We start from the raw sequence: 16,852 nt of genomic DNA on the forward strand, positions 1-16,852 counted from the left end.
GCGCAATGGCATCAACATAATATGATATCGCATGCTAACTAATCATACTTTAGTATTAAACTTTCCCCATAATGCCATTAAGCCTGAATTACACGAACCAGCAGTGCTTGAAGCTTATAAACAAAAGGGGGATACTTTAAGGATCCTGGCGATCTGTTCGGTTATTTGGAGCCATTGCTTATACCCGTCAAAGATGTTTCACACACCATACGTACCGTTATCGTTTTTGCAAACAATGGTAATTGAATTGGGCCGACCCGGGACAGTAATCTTCTTTATCTTATCCGGCTTTTGCATTGGAAAAAAGGTTCATCAGTTCAGCATAGCATCCTATTTGAAATACCGGCTTCAATCACTTATCATCCCGTGGTGCATATGTCTTTTAGCTTATGCTGTGTTGCAAGCGTTTCATATTAAAGGCCTGCAGTTGTTTCACCAACCGGTTATGGCTATAGCTGCGCTAATTACAACTTTATTAAAAGGCCTTATTTTTCATGCAGCCTACTGGTTTGTTCCGGTAGCTATTTTTTCAGCGGTGGTGCTGGTGGCTTTTAAAAAAACATTTAATAAATGGTGGTTTATATTGATATTAACTGCCATCACGCTTTTTTACGGTGTTAATCTATACGGCAAATGGATTCCGGGTATACACACTAAAGCTTTTGCAGCTTACATTTTATTTATGTGGATGGGTGTACAAATAAGACAGCATATTCTACTTTTTCATCGGTTTATTCAAAGGATACAGTGGCCTACCCTGTTATGCTTAATCGCCACATTACTATTCTTAAATCATTTAGAAATAATTCAGCTTCTTAAAGTAGGCTCTGATGACCCTTTTGCCTCTATTCGCATTTCTAATTGTTTGCTTGCCATAGTCATAACTATAGCTGTCTTAAAAGCCCGTCCCCTAAAGTTTGTGCAGTACTTAAAGCCACAAGAAACAATTTTTGGAATTTATTTAATCCATTCCATTATTATATCTGAGCTTAGAGATACTTTTATACCATTATTTTTCAGAAATTTTCATCAGGAAATTTGGTATACCGGCCGTTTTCAACTCTTGTTTTTTATAATAGTTGTTTGTTTAAGCTTTTGGACAGTGGCATTAGTTAAAACACTTTCTTCTAAAAAGAAGATAGCTATCGGTATAGCAGCAGATACTGAGATAAAAGATCAATCAGAATTGGCATTCAAAGGATAGCTGCACATTTTTGATTTATACCAATCAATTCCATTTCATGAATGACTTGTTAAATATTGAGGTAATAAAAACACCATTTCTCAATTAATTCTTTTTTGTACAATAACCGCTTTGGGCAAAAAGAAAGGCCAACATTCTTATTTGAAGCCATATTCAGCTCAAAATATTTTTCTATTAACAGAATTATCATTCGCTTAAAAGTGTTGGAGCATACCCACTTTAATTGTGTGCAAAGCAGCTAATTAAATTTTTGTTTTTTTCCTTTTTGTTGATAAATTAGATCAACCAATAACCTTATACAAAAATGTTACCTATCAATTATTTTGCAGGCCCCGAAGCCTATAATTCAGATTTTTTTAACAATACAGCTGATGCATCTTTTGCTGTATCGACGCCATTTCTGGTACTCCAGGGCAACATTACTATCCCCGGAACTACAATTAATGCAGGCACGGTTAGCTTTAACAACGCTGTTTTTAATGTATTTACCCATTACATTAATCCAAGTTATACACAGCCTGACATTAATACTTATTTTACCGCCACACCTGCAAACTTTCAGCAAGCCTGGCCAAATAAACTATTTCCAAACGCAGTGTTCAGCCAATCCGTTGGCTCCGGAGGTAATGGCACTTTTAATGGTACGCTTGATTGTGTTGGCTTTGGATGCCGCGTTATTATTGCGGTAGGAGGCGATGATCCGCAAAACAACGCCTACAGTCTTTTACATGCACAGGTTGATACGGCTGCAATACATTTTGCCGCACCTGGCATTGTGCCCAGCGCTTTGGAAATTGCTATTGCATTTCCGGTGCTTTTACCAGGAAGATGGACTTATATAGCAGGTTCAATTTCCGTGACTGCTATTCAAAACTACGAAAACCAGGAATCACAAAAGCTAAACCAGCCAAACAAAACTTATACAGGCCAATCTAAAAGCGGGCTCTCTGAGGCTCAAACAGGCGATATTGTATCTTTTGGTTATACCGCTGGCCATTCAAATGGGCATTTTATGGTACTTACAGCTCCTCCTCAAGCTGTATTGCTGGACACCGTAAGCGACCTGGAGGATATTGTGAAAAAAGTTTACCGTATTTCGGTTTATGACAGTACAGATTTTGGTGGATCACTCCATTTCAATGATTCGAGAAGAAACGGCAATCCGGACAGTTGCGGTATAGGATATGGAGAGTTGTTGTTACTGGCGGATGAAAATGATCAGCCTATAGGCTTTGTTTTCGGCCCCGATGAAGCAGCACATTACGTTACAGGACTAAGCCAGCAAACTGATGAACTGGTTGTGGCTGCTATTACCATAGCACGTTTTCAATAAAAATCACCAATTACCAACACCTTATCATATGTTTACAACACAAGTACCCTCATCAGATCCGCATTGGAACTTGAGGCACCTTCATGAGCATATCCAGTACGCTGCAGATCTCGAACTATGGACGATCCCTTTTTACATGTCAGCCATGTATTCTGTGGTCAACCGTACATCGCAGCAATTTCAACTCATCCAATCTGTTATTAATCAGGAAATGTTGCATCTGCAATGTGTAGCCAATATTGGCAATGCATATGGATATAGCCCTAAAATAAGTTCACCTGTTTATGCCGGACAAACTATTCCACATCTTGATTTTAACCTCGACGTCCCTAACCCTACGCAGAACTTTCAGCCCTATACTGCCGAAATAGGTCCGCTGGACATTGCTCACATTAACGCGATGTGCCTCATTGAATATCCAGAATGGGATTCATCTGCACCGGTTTCACTTAAACAAAATGTTAAAGAATATGCCAACATCGGCGATTTCTACCGCGCATTGCGTTATGGGGCAAGCCTTTTTAAAGACAGGATTAAAGGTGGTGTAAACCAGGTCAATTATTTTTCGGCCTATTACAGGTTAATGCCAGGGATGACCATTACTGAAAACGGTAGCGCTGGTTTTAACCAGGTAGGTATGCTCATAGATCTGATTACCGATCAGGGAGAAGGCTCCAATGCCAACCAGAACAATGATCCGTTGATCGCTAATTTCCAGAATACAGCAGATGACTTATCACAAACAATCGATCATTTTGAGAAATTCGAAATAATTAAAAATAATACACAATTACAAGATACCTACGCATTTAAACCAGTAAGCGAGTATACCGATTATGACAAACAATTAGTTGAAATATTAAAAGAGCATTTTAATAAACTGCGTTCTCTTTTAAACTTACTTTTTGCAGGTGAAAACCCCGACGATTTTATACCTACGATGGTAAGTGTTGGCGCAGCCATTCAAAATTGCTGGAAAAACGGCGTTACCCCACAATTCAGTTAAACCCTTAAAGATTGGAACTATGTCAGTAAATAAAGTATTCCGCATACACCCAACTATTAATTTTGCACGGATCGGCACCAGTAAAGAATATTATCTTTCGCCCGAAACAAGTGCCGGCTTACCGGTAACAGGTACGGCCACTACAGGCGGCTTACCCATTAAACCAGGCACAGAAAAGGATGTGATTGACGCTACCGATCTGCGCGATGAGGATGGTTACCTCAAAAGGCAGGCAGCCCGCTTCCGTTTATATTATTACGAACTCGATGGCTCCGATGCTTACCCTTGCCCGGCTACGCCAAGCGAGATTGTAAAAGGTACAGCACTCGCTGATGGCCGTGTTGTAAAAGATATTATCTGGACGGTACATTTGGCTAATAAAAAGGCGGCTTCTTACAATGTGGTGCCACTGGTTGGTGTAAACGCTTTTCAAGACGGCTTTCCTCAACTCAGAAACCCACAGGTTTATGGCTCTACAGGTACAGTTAACGATCCGATCCGGCTAAAAAACCTGGTCATCGATCCAGGGCCGAGGGCTGTTTCGGCAGTGGCAAATAACAAAGCAAAGTTCAATGGCAAAACACCCGCCAGTTATTGTATCAATGGTCAAATCAAGGAAGTAACAAACTATCCGGTTACCTTCCCCGCCGGTGAATTACATTATCCATCTGGCAAACTGGATTCGCTGGGTGAATTACTTACCGATGATAAGGGACGGTTACTGGTTTTGGCATCCCATGGAAATACAGCTGCCGGAATAGATGAATACGGAGATCCTGTACCCTGCACCGGTGACCTGAATAATGCCAGTTGGTTTGACGATGCAGCGGATGGCCCGGTTTCTGCCACCATTGTATTTGAAGATGGCACTTACCAGGAGGCCTTTAACGCCTGGGTGGTTTGCTGTGACCCGGCCTATGCGCCGCAAATACGCAATGTGGTTTCAATTTGGGATGATGTTTACGACACTTGGGTGAGAGAACTCAATTTGCAACCTGAATTATTTGCAAACGAAAACTTCAACAAAGGTTTCCTTCCTGCCTTTGAAAGTATGGTACGGCCAATATTCCGTGCAGCATTGCTACAACGCTGGACGGTAAACCTACCGCGCATGGCTGTTAAGGCACATGAAGCCGTAGATGCGATTACCGGCGCAGACAATCCCGACAAAACGATTATGGCGGGGCTTAATTTTATCAGGAACCCTAATTTAACCGGTACTGCACAATCTGAAGTTAATACAGGTGTGCCACTAATGCCCTTATCTGTTGGTGATGCCGGCACATCTTTCTTAACCGTTACCAAAACACAATATTTCTTTTTGGAACAGTGGAGCAAGCATAATTATTTAAATGACGAAGGACAGCCGTTGGGCAGCGGCGAATACCTGGATATGGCTTCTTTAAGTAATTGCCTGGGCGGCAGATATGTGCCCGGTATTGAAATGAGCTACGTGGTAAGATCAACAGATATATATCAGCAAGACTGGCAGGCCACCGGCGCGGGGCCATTCCGGCTTAAAGCCAAACCGCTCAACTATGCTTCGGCCAGCAAAGCGCCTTTTCTAAGTGCAGGATGGTTCCCGTTACAAAATGATGTGAACGGACTTGAGCCTGGTGATATGACCAAATTTATGGCCATACCATGGCAAACGGATTATAACTCCTGTTCTATTCACCAGCCAAGTATTAATACCAATGGTGTGAATAAAACAAATGGTAATAGTACAACACTTTATTGGTCGTGGCCGGCGCAGCGCCCGGATGCGGTTTATGTAGCCGACCAGGTCGTGAACAATGTACTACCAAAGCAACAATGGGCCATCCGTGGAAAGGGAACATATTCATTAGACCCAAAGAGTGCCAGTACATTTCAGAAAGCCAATCAATCTGTGAAAGATTGGGATAAACTGGGAATTGTTATTCAGGGAACAGCAATCGGTACCAATTATGATCCGGAATATTACCTGGAGGTACAAAACCAGTTTGATGAAACCATAATTCCCGATAATCCAACATTAGAATGGCCATTTAATACCAGTCCACCGACAAATATGCCAATTTAATGCCAGCAGATGCCTATGATCTGGTAATTGTTGGCGCCGGAACTGCCGGCCTGGCCGCCGCAATTACCTTACGCAAACTTGCCGACGTAAGCGTATTAATTATTGACGCCGGCAGAAGTGACAAGGTGCGGCCGGGCGAAAGTATCCCTCCGGCCGCATTATCATGTATTAGCTTTTTAGGCATGCGCAACCATTTTGATTGTGCCGGACACTTTGCCTACCCAGGCCATGCCTCTGTTTGGGGGCGTGACCTAACCGGATTTAATGATGCCCTGCTTGATCCGCTCGGGCCGCCCTGGCGACTTGATCGTTCAGCATTTGATCAGATGATGCAGATAGTAACCACAGATCGCGGTGCGACCATTGCATGGGAAACACAATACATTAACCAACAACCGACTGTTAACGGCTACGAATTGATGCTGCATGATCGTATTAAGCGAAAAAGATATACTGTATGCGCTAAAATGGTTATTGACGCGTCCGGATCGGGGGCGCATTTTGCCCGTTCTTTGGGTATCAGAACGGTGATAGATGATAGGCTGGTAGCGGTAGTCAGGTTTAATAATATCGTCTCAGGAAAACTAACTGCACAAACCCTGCTGGAAGCAGACCCAAATGGTTGGTGGTATGCTGCCAGGCTGCCAGACAACAAACTGGTGAGCATGTATGTGACTGAGGCTCATACGTTACGGCAAATGAATGCTGACATTGATAAAAACTTTTCAAAAGGCATCAGGCAAACAAGTTTACTGTCAAAGCATCTGGAGCCTGTTGTAGTTAATGAACACCATTTCTATACATTCCCCGTTTATTCTTCTATACTGGAAACTGCATACGGGAGCCGTTGGTTAGCCGCGGGCGATGCCGCATTATGTTATGACCCTATCTCTGCACAGGGTATTTATAAAGGCCTCGTAACTGGTATTAAGGCTGGTAAAACTGCTTTAACCATGTTAAATAACGGCATGAGTGATAAGTTACCAGATACAACATATCCAAACTATATTAAAGATACTTATCAGTCTTATATAGAGCAACGCAACCAGCTTTACCAGCAAGAACAACGCTGGCCTCATTCTTTTTTTTGGCAAAAACGTATAAAAAAATTTATAGAGCCCCAGCCTTAATAGGGCTCGTAACTTATTCTGAACTTATTCGGCCAGAATAAGTTATTATTAAATGCAACATAATTGCATTTAATAATAACTTATCTATCTTTGCTGATCAATGAAGCTGATTATGAATATACCTGAAACTTACCAGGACTGGCATTATTGCATAACGGTACAATGCGGTATCAAGCTCGACAGGCTTTATATTGAGCAAAGAATAAACGCATTGCAGGATGAGAATGACGACTATACAAAAAGCTTTGTTCATCGATATGGCGAGCAGCATTTGCAACAGGTTTTAAAATGGTTTTACTTAGCACAACAGGAAGCATTATGAGCAATTTGCAACCGGTACCAGTTACTATCATCAACGGCTTTTTAGGTGCTGGTAAAACAACATTTCTGAACGAAGTTATTACCTGGAAAAAGGAAAGACGTCTCGCCATCATTGAAAATGAATTTGGGGAAACAGGTATAGACGGGGGCTTAATCATGGACATTGATAATGACATTTTTGAGTTGAACAATGGATGTTTATGCTGCAGCCTGAATGAGGAATTTTACACGCTATTGGAATCTCTGTGGAGACAAAGAGAAAAATATTATGAAATAGTAATTGAGACCACAGGTATTGCAGATCCTGCCTCTGTAGCTTCGCCTTTCCTGATGGATCAAAGTATTTCCAATTACTTTAAATTAAAACGTGTGATCTGCCTGGTGGATGCAAGGCATGTAGAAGCCGAGTTGGCAGCTACTGAAGAAGCCAGAAAACAGATTAGCTTTGGTGATATTTTACTCATTACCAAAACAGATCTGGTAGCGCCGGCTGATGTTGAACGCATACGTCGTTTATTAAGTGAATTAAATCCCTTTGCAGAAGTATTTATGGGGCATAAAGAAAATTATCCTTTTCAGGAGATCTTCGATTTAGACCGCATCAAGATTGTACAACGCCGTCCGAAATTTTCATTGGCTCCGCCCCCATCGACTAAAACGCACAACCATCATGATCTTACCTCAATAAGTTTCACCTTTACCGAACCATTTGCTTTGCAAAACCTTCAGCAGCGCCTCAGTTTGTTTCTTGCATTTCAGGCCTCGGATGTTTATCGTGTAAAAGGGATATTGTGGGCAGAGGGTTATCCACGTAAAATAATTGTTCAGTCGGTTAATCACGACTTGGCGATAGGTTTTGGAGATAGCTGGGCCGAGGACGAAATAAAAGATAGCCGGATGGTATTCATCGGGCGTAAACTTAACCCGCCTGGCTTTGAGAAAATGCTTAGGCAATGCCTTTTTAAGCAGCACATTCAGATATGATATGATTTCTTTGGCATACATAGTTTGGAATCCCAATCCAAATGTTTTTGATCTGGGCTTCTTTGCGTTAAAATGGTACTCGCTTTTCTTTGCACTTGCTTTTGTTACCAGCTATGTGATCTTGAAAAAGCGTTTTGCCAAGTTAGGCAAACCTGTAGAGCTGTTAGATAAGCTGACCATCTACATTGCGGTTGGCACACTGGCAGGTGCACGTTTAGGGCATTGCCTCTTTTACGACTTTGATTATTACCGCCACCATCTGCTGGAAATTATACTACCTGTACAATTTAAACCATCCTTCAAAATAATCGGGTTTCAGGGCTTGGCCAGCCACGGCGGGGCAATCGGCATATTTGCTGCAATCTATTTTTTCCATAAGAAATACAATGTATCTTATTTGTGGACTGCTGACCAGTTAGCCTTAGTGGTTCCGCTTGGCGGATTTTTCATTCGCATGGGCAACCTGATGAATTCGGAAATTATAGGCAAGCCTACCGATGCTCCATGGGCCTTCGTTTTTATAAAAGACGACATGTTGCCAAGGCATCCTTCACAGCTGTATGAAGCGTTAGCTTATCTGATCATATTTTTAATAATCAACAATCTAAAACCAAAGAATGTATACAAGCAGGGCTTTACCTTTGGATGGATGCTTTATCTTATTTTTTCGGTAAGGCTCATCATTGAGTTTTTTAAAGAAGACCAATCGGCTTTTGAATACGGGTGGGTTTTAAATATGGGGCAAATATTAAGTATCCCTTTAATAATAGCTGGCTTTACACTGATTATAATCTCAATAAAAAAAAAGCCTGAAAGGTTAAGCAAATATTTTGCTTAAATATCCTAAATCAATCAAATTCTATATGCAATTATATTGCATATAAATAAAAAGCCTAAGTGTTAGTATTAGTTATTTAGCGGCAGACCGCTTGCTGCATTTAGGGCAAAGGCCGGTAGCATATACAGTTACTCCTTCCGTTTTAAAACCTTCGGGAACAGTTATAGCAGGCAGGTGCAATTCTTCAAGGCAATAAACATTTTTACAATTGGTACAACTGAAATGCAGGTGCTCGTCATGATGATGGCCCTCATTACAATCTGCCGTACACATGGCATAATTTGCGGTACCATTCAGGTCGAAAACCTTATGTATAATGCCCTTTTCTTCAAATGCAGCCAATATTCGGTATAGCGTTACACGATCTATATCGCTCATTGCGGCTTCAAGATCCGGTTGAGAGGTTGCCGAAGACCTGGACGACATCATAGAAAGTACCCTCAACCTTGGATTAGTCCTTTTAAGCTGATGGCTCTGCAATAGCTGTTCAAAATCGATCTTGTTTTTATGCTGTCCCATTAGGCAATCACTTATCTGTTATCAAAAATAACAAGAAATTATCAATTCTATCCTTCACCATCATAAAATGAAGATATGATGAAATCAAAATAAATTTATTACCACAATTGCAATTTAGTTGCATTTTTAATGCATCTTTGCTGCATTAACTTTAAATTTAATGCGCAGGCTTCTACTTTTATTTTTTATACTGTTCGGAAAATATTGCTTTTCACAAACGTCACCTGCACAATATTTAATTTCCGGGCGGGTAAGGGATAAGAAAAGCCAGTCTCCCTTATCTGCTGCAAGTGTTACAATTCCGGGTACTACCACAGGTATCTTTACCTCAAATAAAGGAAACTACCAACTCAAGGCTCCCCAAGGCATTGTTCACCTGCACTGCGAGTATGTTGGTTATATTACTGTAGATACTACATTCACTGTCAATCAAAATAAGGTCATCAACTTCGATCTAATTCCAAGCGATAAAGAGCTTAACCAGGTTAACGTGAGGGCTACGGCAATTGCACACAAAGAGATTGCCACACAAAACATGACTGTTATACAGGGAAGCGACCTGGACAGAACCCGGGGGTTAAGCTTAGGAGATGCATTGAAATCTGTAACAGGCGTAACCACTTTTCAAACAGGTCCATCTATCTCTAAACCTGTCATTCATGGCCTTACAGGCTCAAGGGTGCTTATCCTCAACAATGGTGTAGGCTTACAAGCGCAGCAATGGGGACAAGAGCATGCCCCTGAAATAGACCCTTTTATTGCCAATCAGATAGAAGTGATTAAAGGAGCCGCAGGTATACGTTATGGGGCCGATGCACTATCGGGTGTCGTATCTGTAAACCCTAAACCACTGCCTGTAGATACCGGAAGTATGAACGGCGAAGTAAATGCTGTTGGAATGACTAATAGCCGCTTAGGAGCTTTTTCAGCCATGCTTGAAGGTGCAATGGGACCCAAGCTTGCCGGTTTAAGTTACCGACTGCAGGGCACAGTTAAAAGAGCCGGCAATACCAGCACGCCTGATTATATACTGGGCAACACAGGATTAGCCGAAAATGATTTTTCAGCAGCGTTGCAATACCATCATAAAAACTACTGTATAGAGGGATACTATAGCTATTTCGATACAAAACTGGGCATCCAATATGATACAGAAGTTGGATCAATAGATGATTTGCAACGCAAAATAGCGATCGGCCATCCGGTAACAAACTATGATTTTACTTACCATATCGACCGGCCATACCAAACCGTCAGTCACGAAACGGCAAAGGCCAAAGGATTTATCAATATATCTGACAGTAGTAAAATAAGCCTTCAATACGCTTACCAGGTTAATACACGGCGTGAGTTTGAGCCACTTTCGCTTTCATCAAGCCTGGCACCTTCCATCTACCTGCAAATACATACCTCTACCATTGAGGCTAATTACGACCATAAAGACGGAGCTGGCTTTTCAGGCACTGTAGGCTTAAGCGGTATGAACCAGGGAAATGTGCGTATGTATGGTTACCTGATACCCAATTTTGTTGATTATGATGGTGGTGCCTATGCTATTGAAAGGTACAGCCGGGGCAAGTGGTTGCTTGAGGCAGGTGGTCGTTACGATTACCGTTGGTTAAGGGCTTATGTGTTTGATGATAACGTAGATAAAATTAATACCACCACTACTACTTACTCTGGTATTAGTGCAACGGGCGGTGCTACATACCACATCACCAACGATTTTAAGCTTACCGGAAATTACAGTGCAGCTTTCCGACCACCTTCCATCAATGAACTATACATTGATGGTGTTCATCAGTCAATAGGTGAATTTGAAATTGGTGATATCAATCTTAAAACCGAAAGGGCAAACAATTTTAGTCTTAATCTTAACTACTCAAACCATTGGCTGGCTGCTGAACTTGAAGGTTATTACAATAAAATAAACGACTTTATTTTTGAGGAACCGACCGGCAGTTATTACAGGGCACGCAGTGGTGCTTTATTAAAATTCCAGTATACACAAGCCAATGTTTACTTCCGGGGTGCAGATCTGAACCTGACCATCAGGCCAACTGACTCTTTAGAGATCAGCTCAAAAACCTCATTGATTTACGCCTGGAACGAAACCATACACGATTACTTAATTTATACGCCTCCGGCACGTTTTCAAAACGGCATCACTTATCATTTCGGCAATGTTGGCATATTTAAAAACGTTGCCCTCGGAGCAGAAAACATTTATGTAGCAAGGCAAACCCATGCACCAACTGGTTATGATTTTGCCCCGCCGCCGGGCGCTTACAGCCTGTACAATGCACACGTAGATTTCAGGCTGTTGCTAAACCATACTTACCTTGATTTTGATATAGCAGCAGTGAACTTAACTAACGTGAGTTACAAAGACTACCTCGACAGGTTCAGGTATTTCGCAAATGAGCCTGGCCGCAATATCATCTTCAGGTTAAGGGTACCATTTAAAATCAAATAATCACAAGTAAAATGAAGTACAACTATAAAAAAAGAACCCCTATGTTCAAATTGAAACACTCTATCTATGCGCTGTTGGGAACAGCGCTATTTTACGCCAGCTGTAGCAATAAAGCAGAACAAGCTGTTGCCCCTACTATTGCAAACGAGCAATTAACTTCGGCAGGATTAAAATTAACTAACCAGGCCGACCCATCAGACGCGCCATCATGCCTGTACCGCTTTCACCTTGACAATAAAGGCAACGTAACCTCTACAGACTCAACCAGCCTTAATCTTAAAGCAAACGCAAAATACAATGTACAGGTGGTAATGCTGGATACCACGCAGACACCAACATTTGACGTAGCTGCCGAGATTAAAGATCGTGCTAATTATCACCTTTTGTTTTTTCAGCCAACTCCGGTTGCGCAACAAAGCCTGGTATTTGGTAACACCAGCCCTTACATACCAGGTACAGCACCCAGCGCAACAGGCCCTTACCTCAACTTATCAGTTGCCAGAACAGACCAGGACACCAACAATCCGCCGTTGCAGGTTGGTTTAGCTGATGTATTTACTACAGGTGCAGCAAGCACTGGCAAATTAAGAGTAGTGCTTCGCCACCAGCCAAATGCTAAAAACGGAACCTTTGATCCGGGTTCAAGCGACCTTGACGTAAACTTTATTGTAAATATTAAATAATACCCCTCTATAAAATCACAATGAAAAAAATCATAAAATTATTAGTCATCCTATTAATTACCAGCGCCGCAGCAAAAGCGCAAACCCAAAGCTATATCTCAGTATTCGGAGGTGCATCTGTTCCGGTTGGCCAGTTTGCAAAGCACGACTATGGTACCCTGCACAATGAAAACAATAAAGCAGGTTATGCCAAAACAGGCCCTGTATTTGGCTTAGACGGTGCATGGTATTTTCATAAAAACTGGGCTATCGGTGCAACTATCTCTTACCAGGATCAGGGCCAGTTAAATCAGAAAGACGTACAGAACCTTTCTGCCGGTTATACTGATGGATTTGCTGTGGACGAATCTACAGTAACTGCTACCAAGCGGTACCGAAACTTGAATGTACTTGCAGGCCCACAATACACTTTTGTGTTCAACAAACTATCACTTGATCTGCGCGCTGAGGCTGGCCTGATTAAAAGCTTCTCAACACCAGAGTTAAAAATTGTATTGGAAGATCCAAGCGACCCTGCTCAAACTTTTTACCAGCGCAGTTCAACTGCCAGTGCATTTGCTTATGGCGGTAGTGCGGGTTTACGTTATAGCCTTACCAAATGCCTGGGCTTAAATCTTAAAGGCGCTTACATTGGATCAGAAGGCTTCAAGATAGATAATGAAAACAGGCGTATTAATGCAGGCCGTTTAGTTACCAAACAACCTGTATCTATTATACAAACCACACTGGGGCTAACCTTCCAGCTGTAATGCTTCGTTCGTTTAGTTTGTTTAATTTTAGTTTCAAAAGCGGCTCATGGCCGCTTTTGATTTTTATGTTTCACAAATATGAAGGCAGCGTGAATTAAAAAAGTGAGCACATGTAATAGCCAAACCTCCGGCCGGTACCATTACTAACTCTAACCAGCCATGCATATATAACCTGCCTGCTACTACTACAGCTAATCCGGTTAAAAGCAACAATATAGGCAGCCACTGCCTATGGACAAAAAAGTATGATTTTACAATGGTAAAAACACCTACAAATAGTGCAATACCAATCATCCCCCACTCAAACCACGGATTAGCTAATACACTTAAGCCTAAAAGCGGTAACATGGTAATAGCAAAAGGCATTGCAGCGCAATGTATGGCACAGAGTGTAGAAGCAACCATGCCCAGGCTGTCCCATCTGGAATGTTTCATTTTCATTGATTTTACGAGCAGGAGAAGATTACATAATTGATATTCAGCGAAACTACACATAATCTTTTAAATGCAACATTATTGCATTTAAAAGATTATTACTATGTTTGTGATACTAATGATGTGAAATGAAGAAACTACCTGTAACCGTTTTAAGTGGCTTTCTGGGAGCCGGAAAAACAACTTTGCTTAATCATATTTTGCATAACAAGTCTGACATGCGCGTTGCCGTTATTGTTAATGACATGAGCGAGGTAAATATTGATGCCCAATTAGTTGCTAACGAGAAAACATTATCAAGGACTGAAGAAAAGCTTGTTGAAATGAGTAATGGCTGTATTTGCTGCACGCTTCGCGAAGACCTGATGTTAGAAGTTGAAAAATTGGCTAACGAAAACCGTTTTGATTACCTGTTGATTGAAAGCACAGGCATATCTGAACCCATTCCGGTAGCCCAAACATTCACTTTTGTTGATGATAATGCAGGCATTGACCTTAGCCGCTTTTCGAAATTAGATACAATGGTTACCGTAGTGGATTGCTATAACTTTTATAAAGACTTTGGCAGTGCAGAAAGGCTGTTAGACCGGGACCTGGTAGCTGATGCCGCTGACCAAAGAACCATTGTTAACCTGCTTACCGACCAGATAGAGTTTGCCAATGTGATCATTTTAAACAAAACCGATTTGATGAAAGATGGTGATGTGAGTTTACTGGAAGCACTGATAAAAAGACTAAACCCTGATGCCAGGATCATACGATCTGCTTTTGGACGTGTAGCACCTAATGAAATTTTAAACACCGGCCTTTTTGACTTTGATCAAGCATCTGCATCCGCAGGTTGGATTAAAGAACTTGAAAATGAGCATACACCGGAGACGGAGGAATATGGTATCAGTTCTGTAGTTTTCAGGGCGCGCAAGCCTTTTCACCCTATCCGTTTCTGGCACTGGTTAAAAGAGGAATTTCCTGAAAACGTTATCCGTTCAAAAGGGATGTTCTGGATTGCATCGCGGCCAGATGATGCCTTAAATTTTTCGCAAGCCGGCGGATCAAGCCGCCTGGAAAGAGCAGGCGTATGGTGGGTAAGCATGCCTTATCAGGAACGGATTCAATGCTACGACTACATTGAAAATAAAGAATATATAGAAGGTAAATGGGTGAAGCATTGGGCCGACAGAATGACCGAAATGGTTTTTATTGGCCAGGATATGGACAAGGTGCAATTACTGCAAGATCTTGAAGATTGCCTGCTTACAGAAGACGAAGCATGTGATTTCATAAACGGTAAAAAATTCGCTGATCCGTTTCAGACCCACATTTCGCTTTAATTTAAAACTCAGTTGAGGGCTCTCATATTCAATTTACGCAACCTCGATAGGTCTCGCAAGAACCCAATCAGCTTGAGTTATTATGCGTTATTTAAGTAGGTGGGGTGTATAAACAAAAGGGCTCAAATCATATAATTTGAGCCCTTTGCTATTTCCTAATTCTTTTGGCGGAGAGAGAGGGATTCGAACCCCCGGACCTTTAACAGTCAACGGTTTTCAAGACCGCCGCAATCGACCACTCTGCCATCTCTCCGGGGGCAAAAGTACAAAACCGGGACGAATTGCCAAATTTGATCTTAACTTTTTTTTAATATTTATTTAAGCTACTGAAAATCAATCTGAAAAAATAATAGCGATCTTTTTAAGACCGCTATTAAACATGATTTTTATAGCAAATCTGGCATTAATCGTATTGATCGCTTGCCAGAAAACTGCTTAAATATCACTTTGACCTCAATTTTTCTATCTGAAGCCTAATGGATTAACCTCTGTATTTCAACACAGCTTTAGTAACTACAAGTCCTGCAAATAAACCTAATGCAATTGTCGTAGCTAAAAACTTACGGTTAGTTTTAAATGGCGGCACATATACATACCCGTTTTCTGTACTGATTGCCGGAGTTTTTACATACCTGCCGCTTGATGGCATAGCCATCGCCTCAAAGTTTTCAGCTAAGTCGGTAAGTGCTAATTGCAGCTCTCTACCACGCATTACGGGGCCATGTCCTGCCGCTGCAATACGCGGATGCAGCTTAGCAAGCTTAACTACCGATTGTTTGGCATCCTGCCAGTCGGGTGTAAAGTACTTTGGCGGACCGGATATTTGCTTTATCCCACCCAATGCATAAATTGCCGACTCTGCCTTTGTGGTGGAGAATGCATCGCCTGCTATTAATGTCGTATTTAAAGGCATAAACAAAGCGACCTGTCCCGGCGAGTGGCCCGGAGTTTCAATTATGCGCCATTCGGGCAATTCGGGTATTCCTTTATTTACATCAATATCCTTAAGCCTTCTGCCTAAATTAATTGGCGAACGCCTGAAGGTTAATGAAAGAAAGCTCATCACTCCCCCACCCACTGTTGGATCTGGTGGAGGATATGAGGCGCGCCCGCTTAAAAACGGGCGCTCGAGCGAGTGTGCATACACAGGTACATCCCAATGTTTCAACAAGGCTTCGAGCGAGCCTGTGTGATCAGAATGCCCATGTGTTAATATGATGGCCGACGGTTTAGTTCCGGCGCCAAAAAGCGCCTCGGCCATAGCAATAATCTTATTTGACTGCCCGCGTGGGCCGCTGTCAATCAAAACCCACCCCTTGGCAACTCCACGGCGGTTGGCAATCATATAAATGTTCACGAACATTAATTTCATGCCCCACACGCCCTGTGCTACCTGAAAATATTTAACGTTATTCTTCTTAATCATCATTTTGGACTATACACTTTCAACAAATGTTAAAAGCTTATAGTTTTGATGATATAGATATAATCCAAACGCTAAACACAATAGTTTTATTTACTGTTATACCACTATGAACGAACAAGCTTACGATGTGATATTAACCGGATCAGACGGACCGGTTGAAGGTATTGCCAGACCAATAGTAATTGATGGCTATACACAAGCATATGAATTTATCTCTGTTGATGAAACTATCACCCTTGTTGTAGCCCTTTCAAACGGGCAATGGGTACGTATTGCAGGCAGCGACCCATACTTTACAGGATGGGCAGATGAACTGGCCGAACAGATAACTAAACAAAATACACTCTGATAC

At 41.8% G+C, this 16,852-nt stretch carries 16 protein-coding genes and 1 tRNA gene; 13 read left to right on the forward strand and 4 right to left on the reverse strand.

From position 1 onward, the window contains the following. The first annotated feature begins 31 nt into the window (after positions 1–31). The 8 genes from PQ461_RS13475 (at position 32) to lgt (ending at position 8,881) form a co-directional block, all read left to right on the forward strand. Positions 32–1,204: an acyltransferase family protein gene (locus PQ461_RS13475; protein WP_274206045.1), complete on the forward strand. Its 1,173-nt coding sequence runs from the start codon at positions 32–34 to the stop codon at positions 1,202–1,204. 304 nt (positions 1,205–1,508) lie between these two features. Continuing rightward, entirely contained in the window at positions 1,509–2,537 is a 1,029-nt protein-coding gene (locus PQ461_RS13480) for a hypothetical protein (RefSeq protein WP_274206046.1), read from the forward strand. Positions 2,538–2,565: 28 nt separating this feature from the next. Next, positions 2,566–3,543: a ferritin-like domain-containing protein gene (locus PQ461_RS13485; protein WP_274206047.1), complete on the forward strand. Its 978-nt coding sequence runs from the start codon at positions 2,566–2,568 to the stop codon at positions 3,541–3,543. Between the two features lie 19 nt (positions 3,544–3,562). Next, positions 3,563–5,608 (forward strand): LodA/GoxA family CTQ-dependent oxidase, encoded by a 2,046-nt coding sequence (locus PQ461_RS13490; RefSeq protein ID WP_274206048.1) that lies wholly within the window; start codon positions 3,563–3,565, stop codon positions 5,606–5,608. Further along, a complete protein-coding gene (locus tag PQ461_RS13495; protein WP_274206049.1) occupies positions 5,608–6,738 on the forward strand; it encodes an FAD-dependent monooxygenase in 1,131 nt (376 codons plus the stop codon). The genes PQ461_RS13490 and PQ461_RS13495 overlap by 1 nt, the downstream gene beginning before the upstream one ends. Before the next feature lie 112 nt (positions 6,739–6,850). After that, positions 6,851–7,060 carry a hypothetical protein gene (locus PQ461_RS13500; RefSeq protein ID WP_274206050.1) on the forward strand — a complete coding sequence of 70 codons (210 nt, stop codon included), beginning with the start codon at positions 6,851–6,853 and terminating at the stop codon, positions 7,058–7,060. Beyond that, positions 7,057–8,043 (forward strand): CobW family GTP-binding protein, encoded by a 987-nt coding sequence (locus PQ461_RS13505; RefSeq protein WP_274206051.1) that lies wholly within the window; start codon positions 7,057–7,059, stop codon positions 8,041–8,043. Before PQ461_RS13500 ends, PQ461_RS13505 begins: the two co-directional genes overlap by 4 nt. A gap of 1 nt (position 8,044) precedes the next feature. Then, positions 8,045–8,881, forward strand: coding sequence for a prolipoprotein diacylglyceryl transferase (gene lgt / locus PQ461_RS13510; RefSeq protein WP_274206052.1), 837 nt, complete (start codon positions 8,045–8,047; stop codon positions 8,879–8,881). A 72-nt stretch (positions 8,882–8,953) separates the two neighbouring features. On the opposite strand, the gene PQ461_RS13515 is transcribed toward lgt, so the two are convergent. Next, positions 8,954–9,400: a Fur family transcriptional regulator gene (locus PQ461_RS13515; protein WP_274206053.1), complete on the reverse strand. Its 447-nt coding sequence runs from the start codon at positions 9,398–9,400 to the stop codon at positions 8,954–8,956. Positions 9,401–9,560: 160 nt separating this feature from the next. On the opposite strand from PQ461_RS13515, the gene PQ461_RS13520 reads away from it, so the two are divergent. Genes PQ461_RS13520 through PQ461_RS13530 form a run of 3 tightly spaced genes read left to right on the forward strand, consistent with a single transcriptional unit; the run spans position 9,561 to position 13,308 of the window. Beyond that, positions 9,561–11,876 carry a TonB-dependent receptor gene (locus PQ461_RS13520; RefSeq protein ID WP_274206054.1) on the forward strand — a complete coding sequence of 772 codons (2,316 nt, stop codon included), beginning with the start codon at positions 9,561–9,563 and terminating at the stop codon, positions 11,874–11,876. A 41-nt stretch (positions 11,877–11,917) separates the two neighbouring features. Then, positions 11,918–12,559 (forward strand): hypothetical protein, encoded by a 642-nt coding sequence (locus tag PQ461_RS13525; protein ID WP_274206055.1) that lies wholly within the window; start codon positions 11,918–11,920, stop codon positions 12,557–12,559. 20 nt (positions 12,560–12,579) lie between these two features. Then, a complete protein-coding gene (locus tag PQ461_RS13530) occupies positions 12,580–13,308 on the forward strand; it encodes an outer membrane beta-barrel protein (RefSeq protein ID WP_274206056.1) in 729 nt (242 codons plus the stop codon). A gap of 63 nt (positions 13,309–13,371) precedes the next feature. Here the strand turns inward: PQ461_RS13530 and PQ461_RS13535 are convergent, their stop codons facing one another. Beyond that, the gene (locus PQ461_RS13535; RefSeq protein ID WP_274206057.1) at positions 13,372–13,743 is read right to left on the reverse strand and encodes a MerC domain-containing protein; all 372 of its coding nucleotides are present in this window, start codon (positions 13,741–13,743) and stop codon (positions 13,372–13,374) included. 128 nt (positions 13,744–13,871) lie between these two features. Between PQ461_RS13535 and PQ461_RS13540 the strand changes: the two genes are divergently transcribed. Then, positions 13,872–15,074, forward strand: coding sequence for a GTP-binding protein (locus PQ461_RS13540; RefSeq protein ID WP_274206058.1), 1,203 nt, complete (start codon positions 13,872–13,874; stop codon positions 15,072–15,074). A 165-nt stretch (positions 15,075–15,239) separates the two neighbouring features. Here the strand turns inward: PQ461_RS13540 and PQ461_RS13545 are convergent. Next, positions 15,240–15,327: transfer RNA gene (locus PQ461_RS13545), tRNA-Ser, on the reverse strand. A gap of 228 nt (positions 15,328–15,555) precedes the next feature. Continuing rightward, positions 15,556–16,503, reverse strand: a complete 948-nt coding sequence (locus PQ461_RS13550; RefSeq protein WP_274206059.1) for an MBL fold metallo-hydrolase — start codon at positions 16,501–16,503, stop codon at positions 15,556–15,558. 103 nt (positions 16,504–16,606) lie between these two features. Here PQ461_RS13550 and PQ461_RS13555 point away from each other — a divergent pair, with 103 nt between their 5' ends. After that, positions 16,607–16,849, forward strand: coding sequence for a hypothetical protein (locus PQ461_RS13555; protein WP_274206060.1), 243 nt, complete (start codon positions 16,607–16,609; stop codon positions 16,847–16,849). Positions 16,850–16,852: the final 3 nt, after the last annotated feature.

It is taken from the genome of Mucilaginibacter sp. KACC 22063, from assembly GCF_028736115.1.
In the GTDB taxonomy this organism is placed as follows: Bacteria; Bacteroidota; Bacteroidia; order Sphingobacteriales; family Sphingobacteriaceae; genus Mucilaginibacter.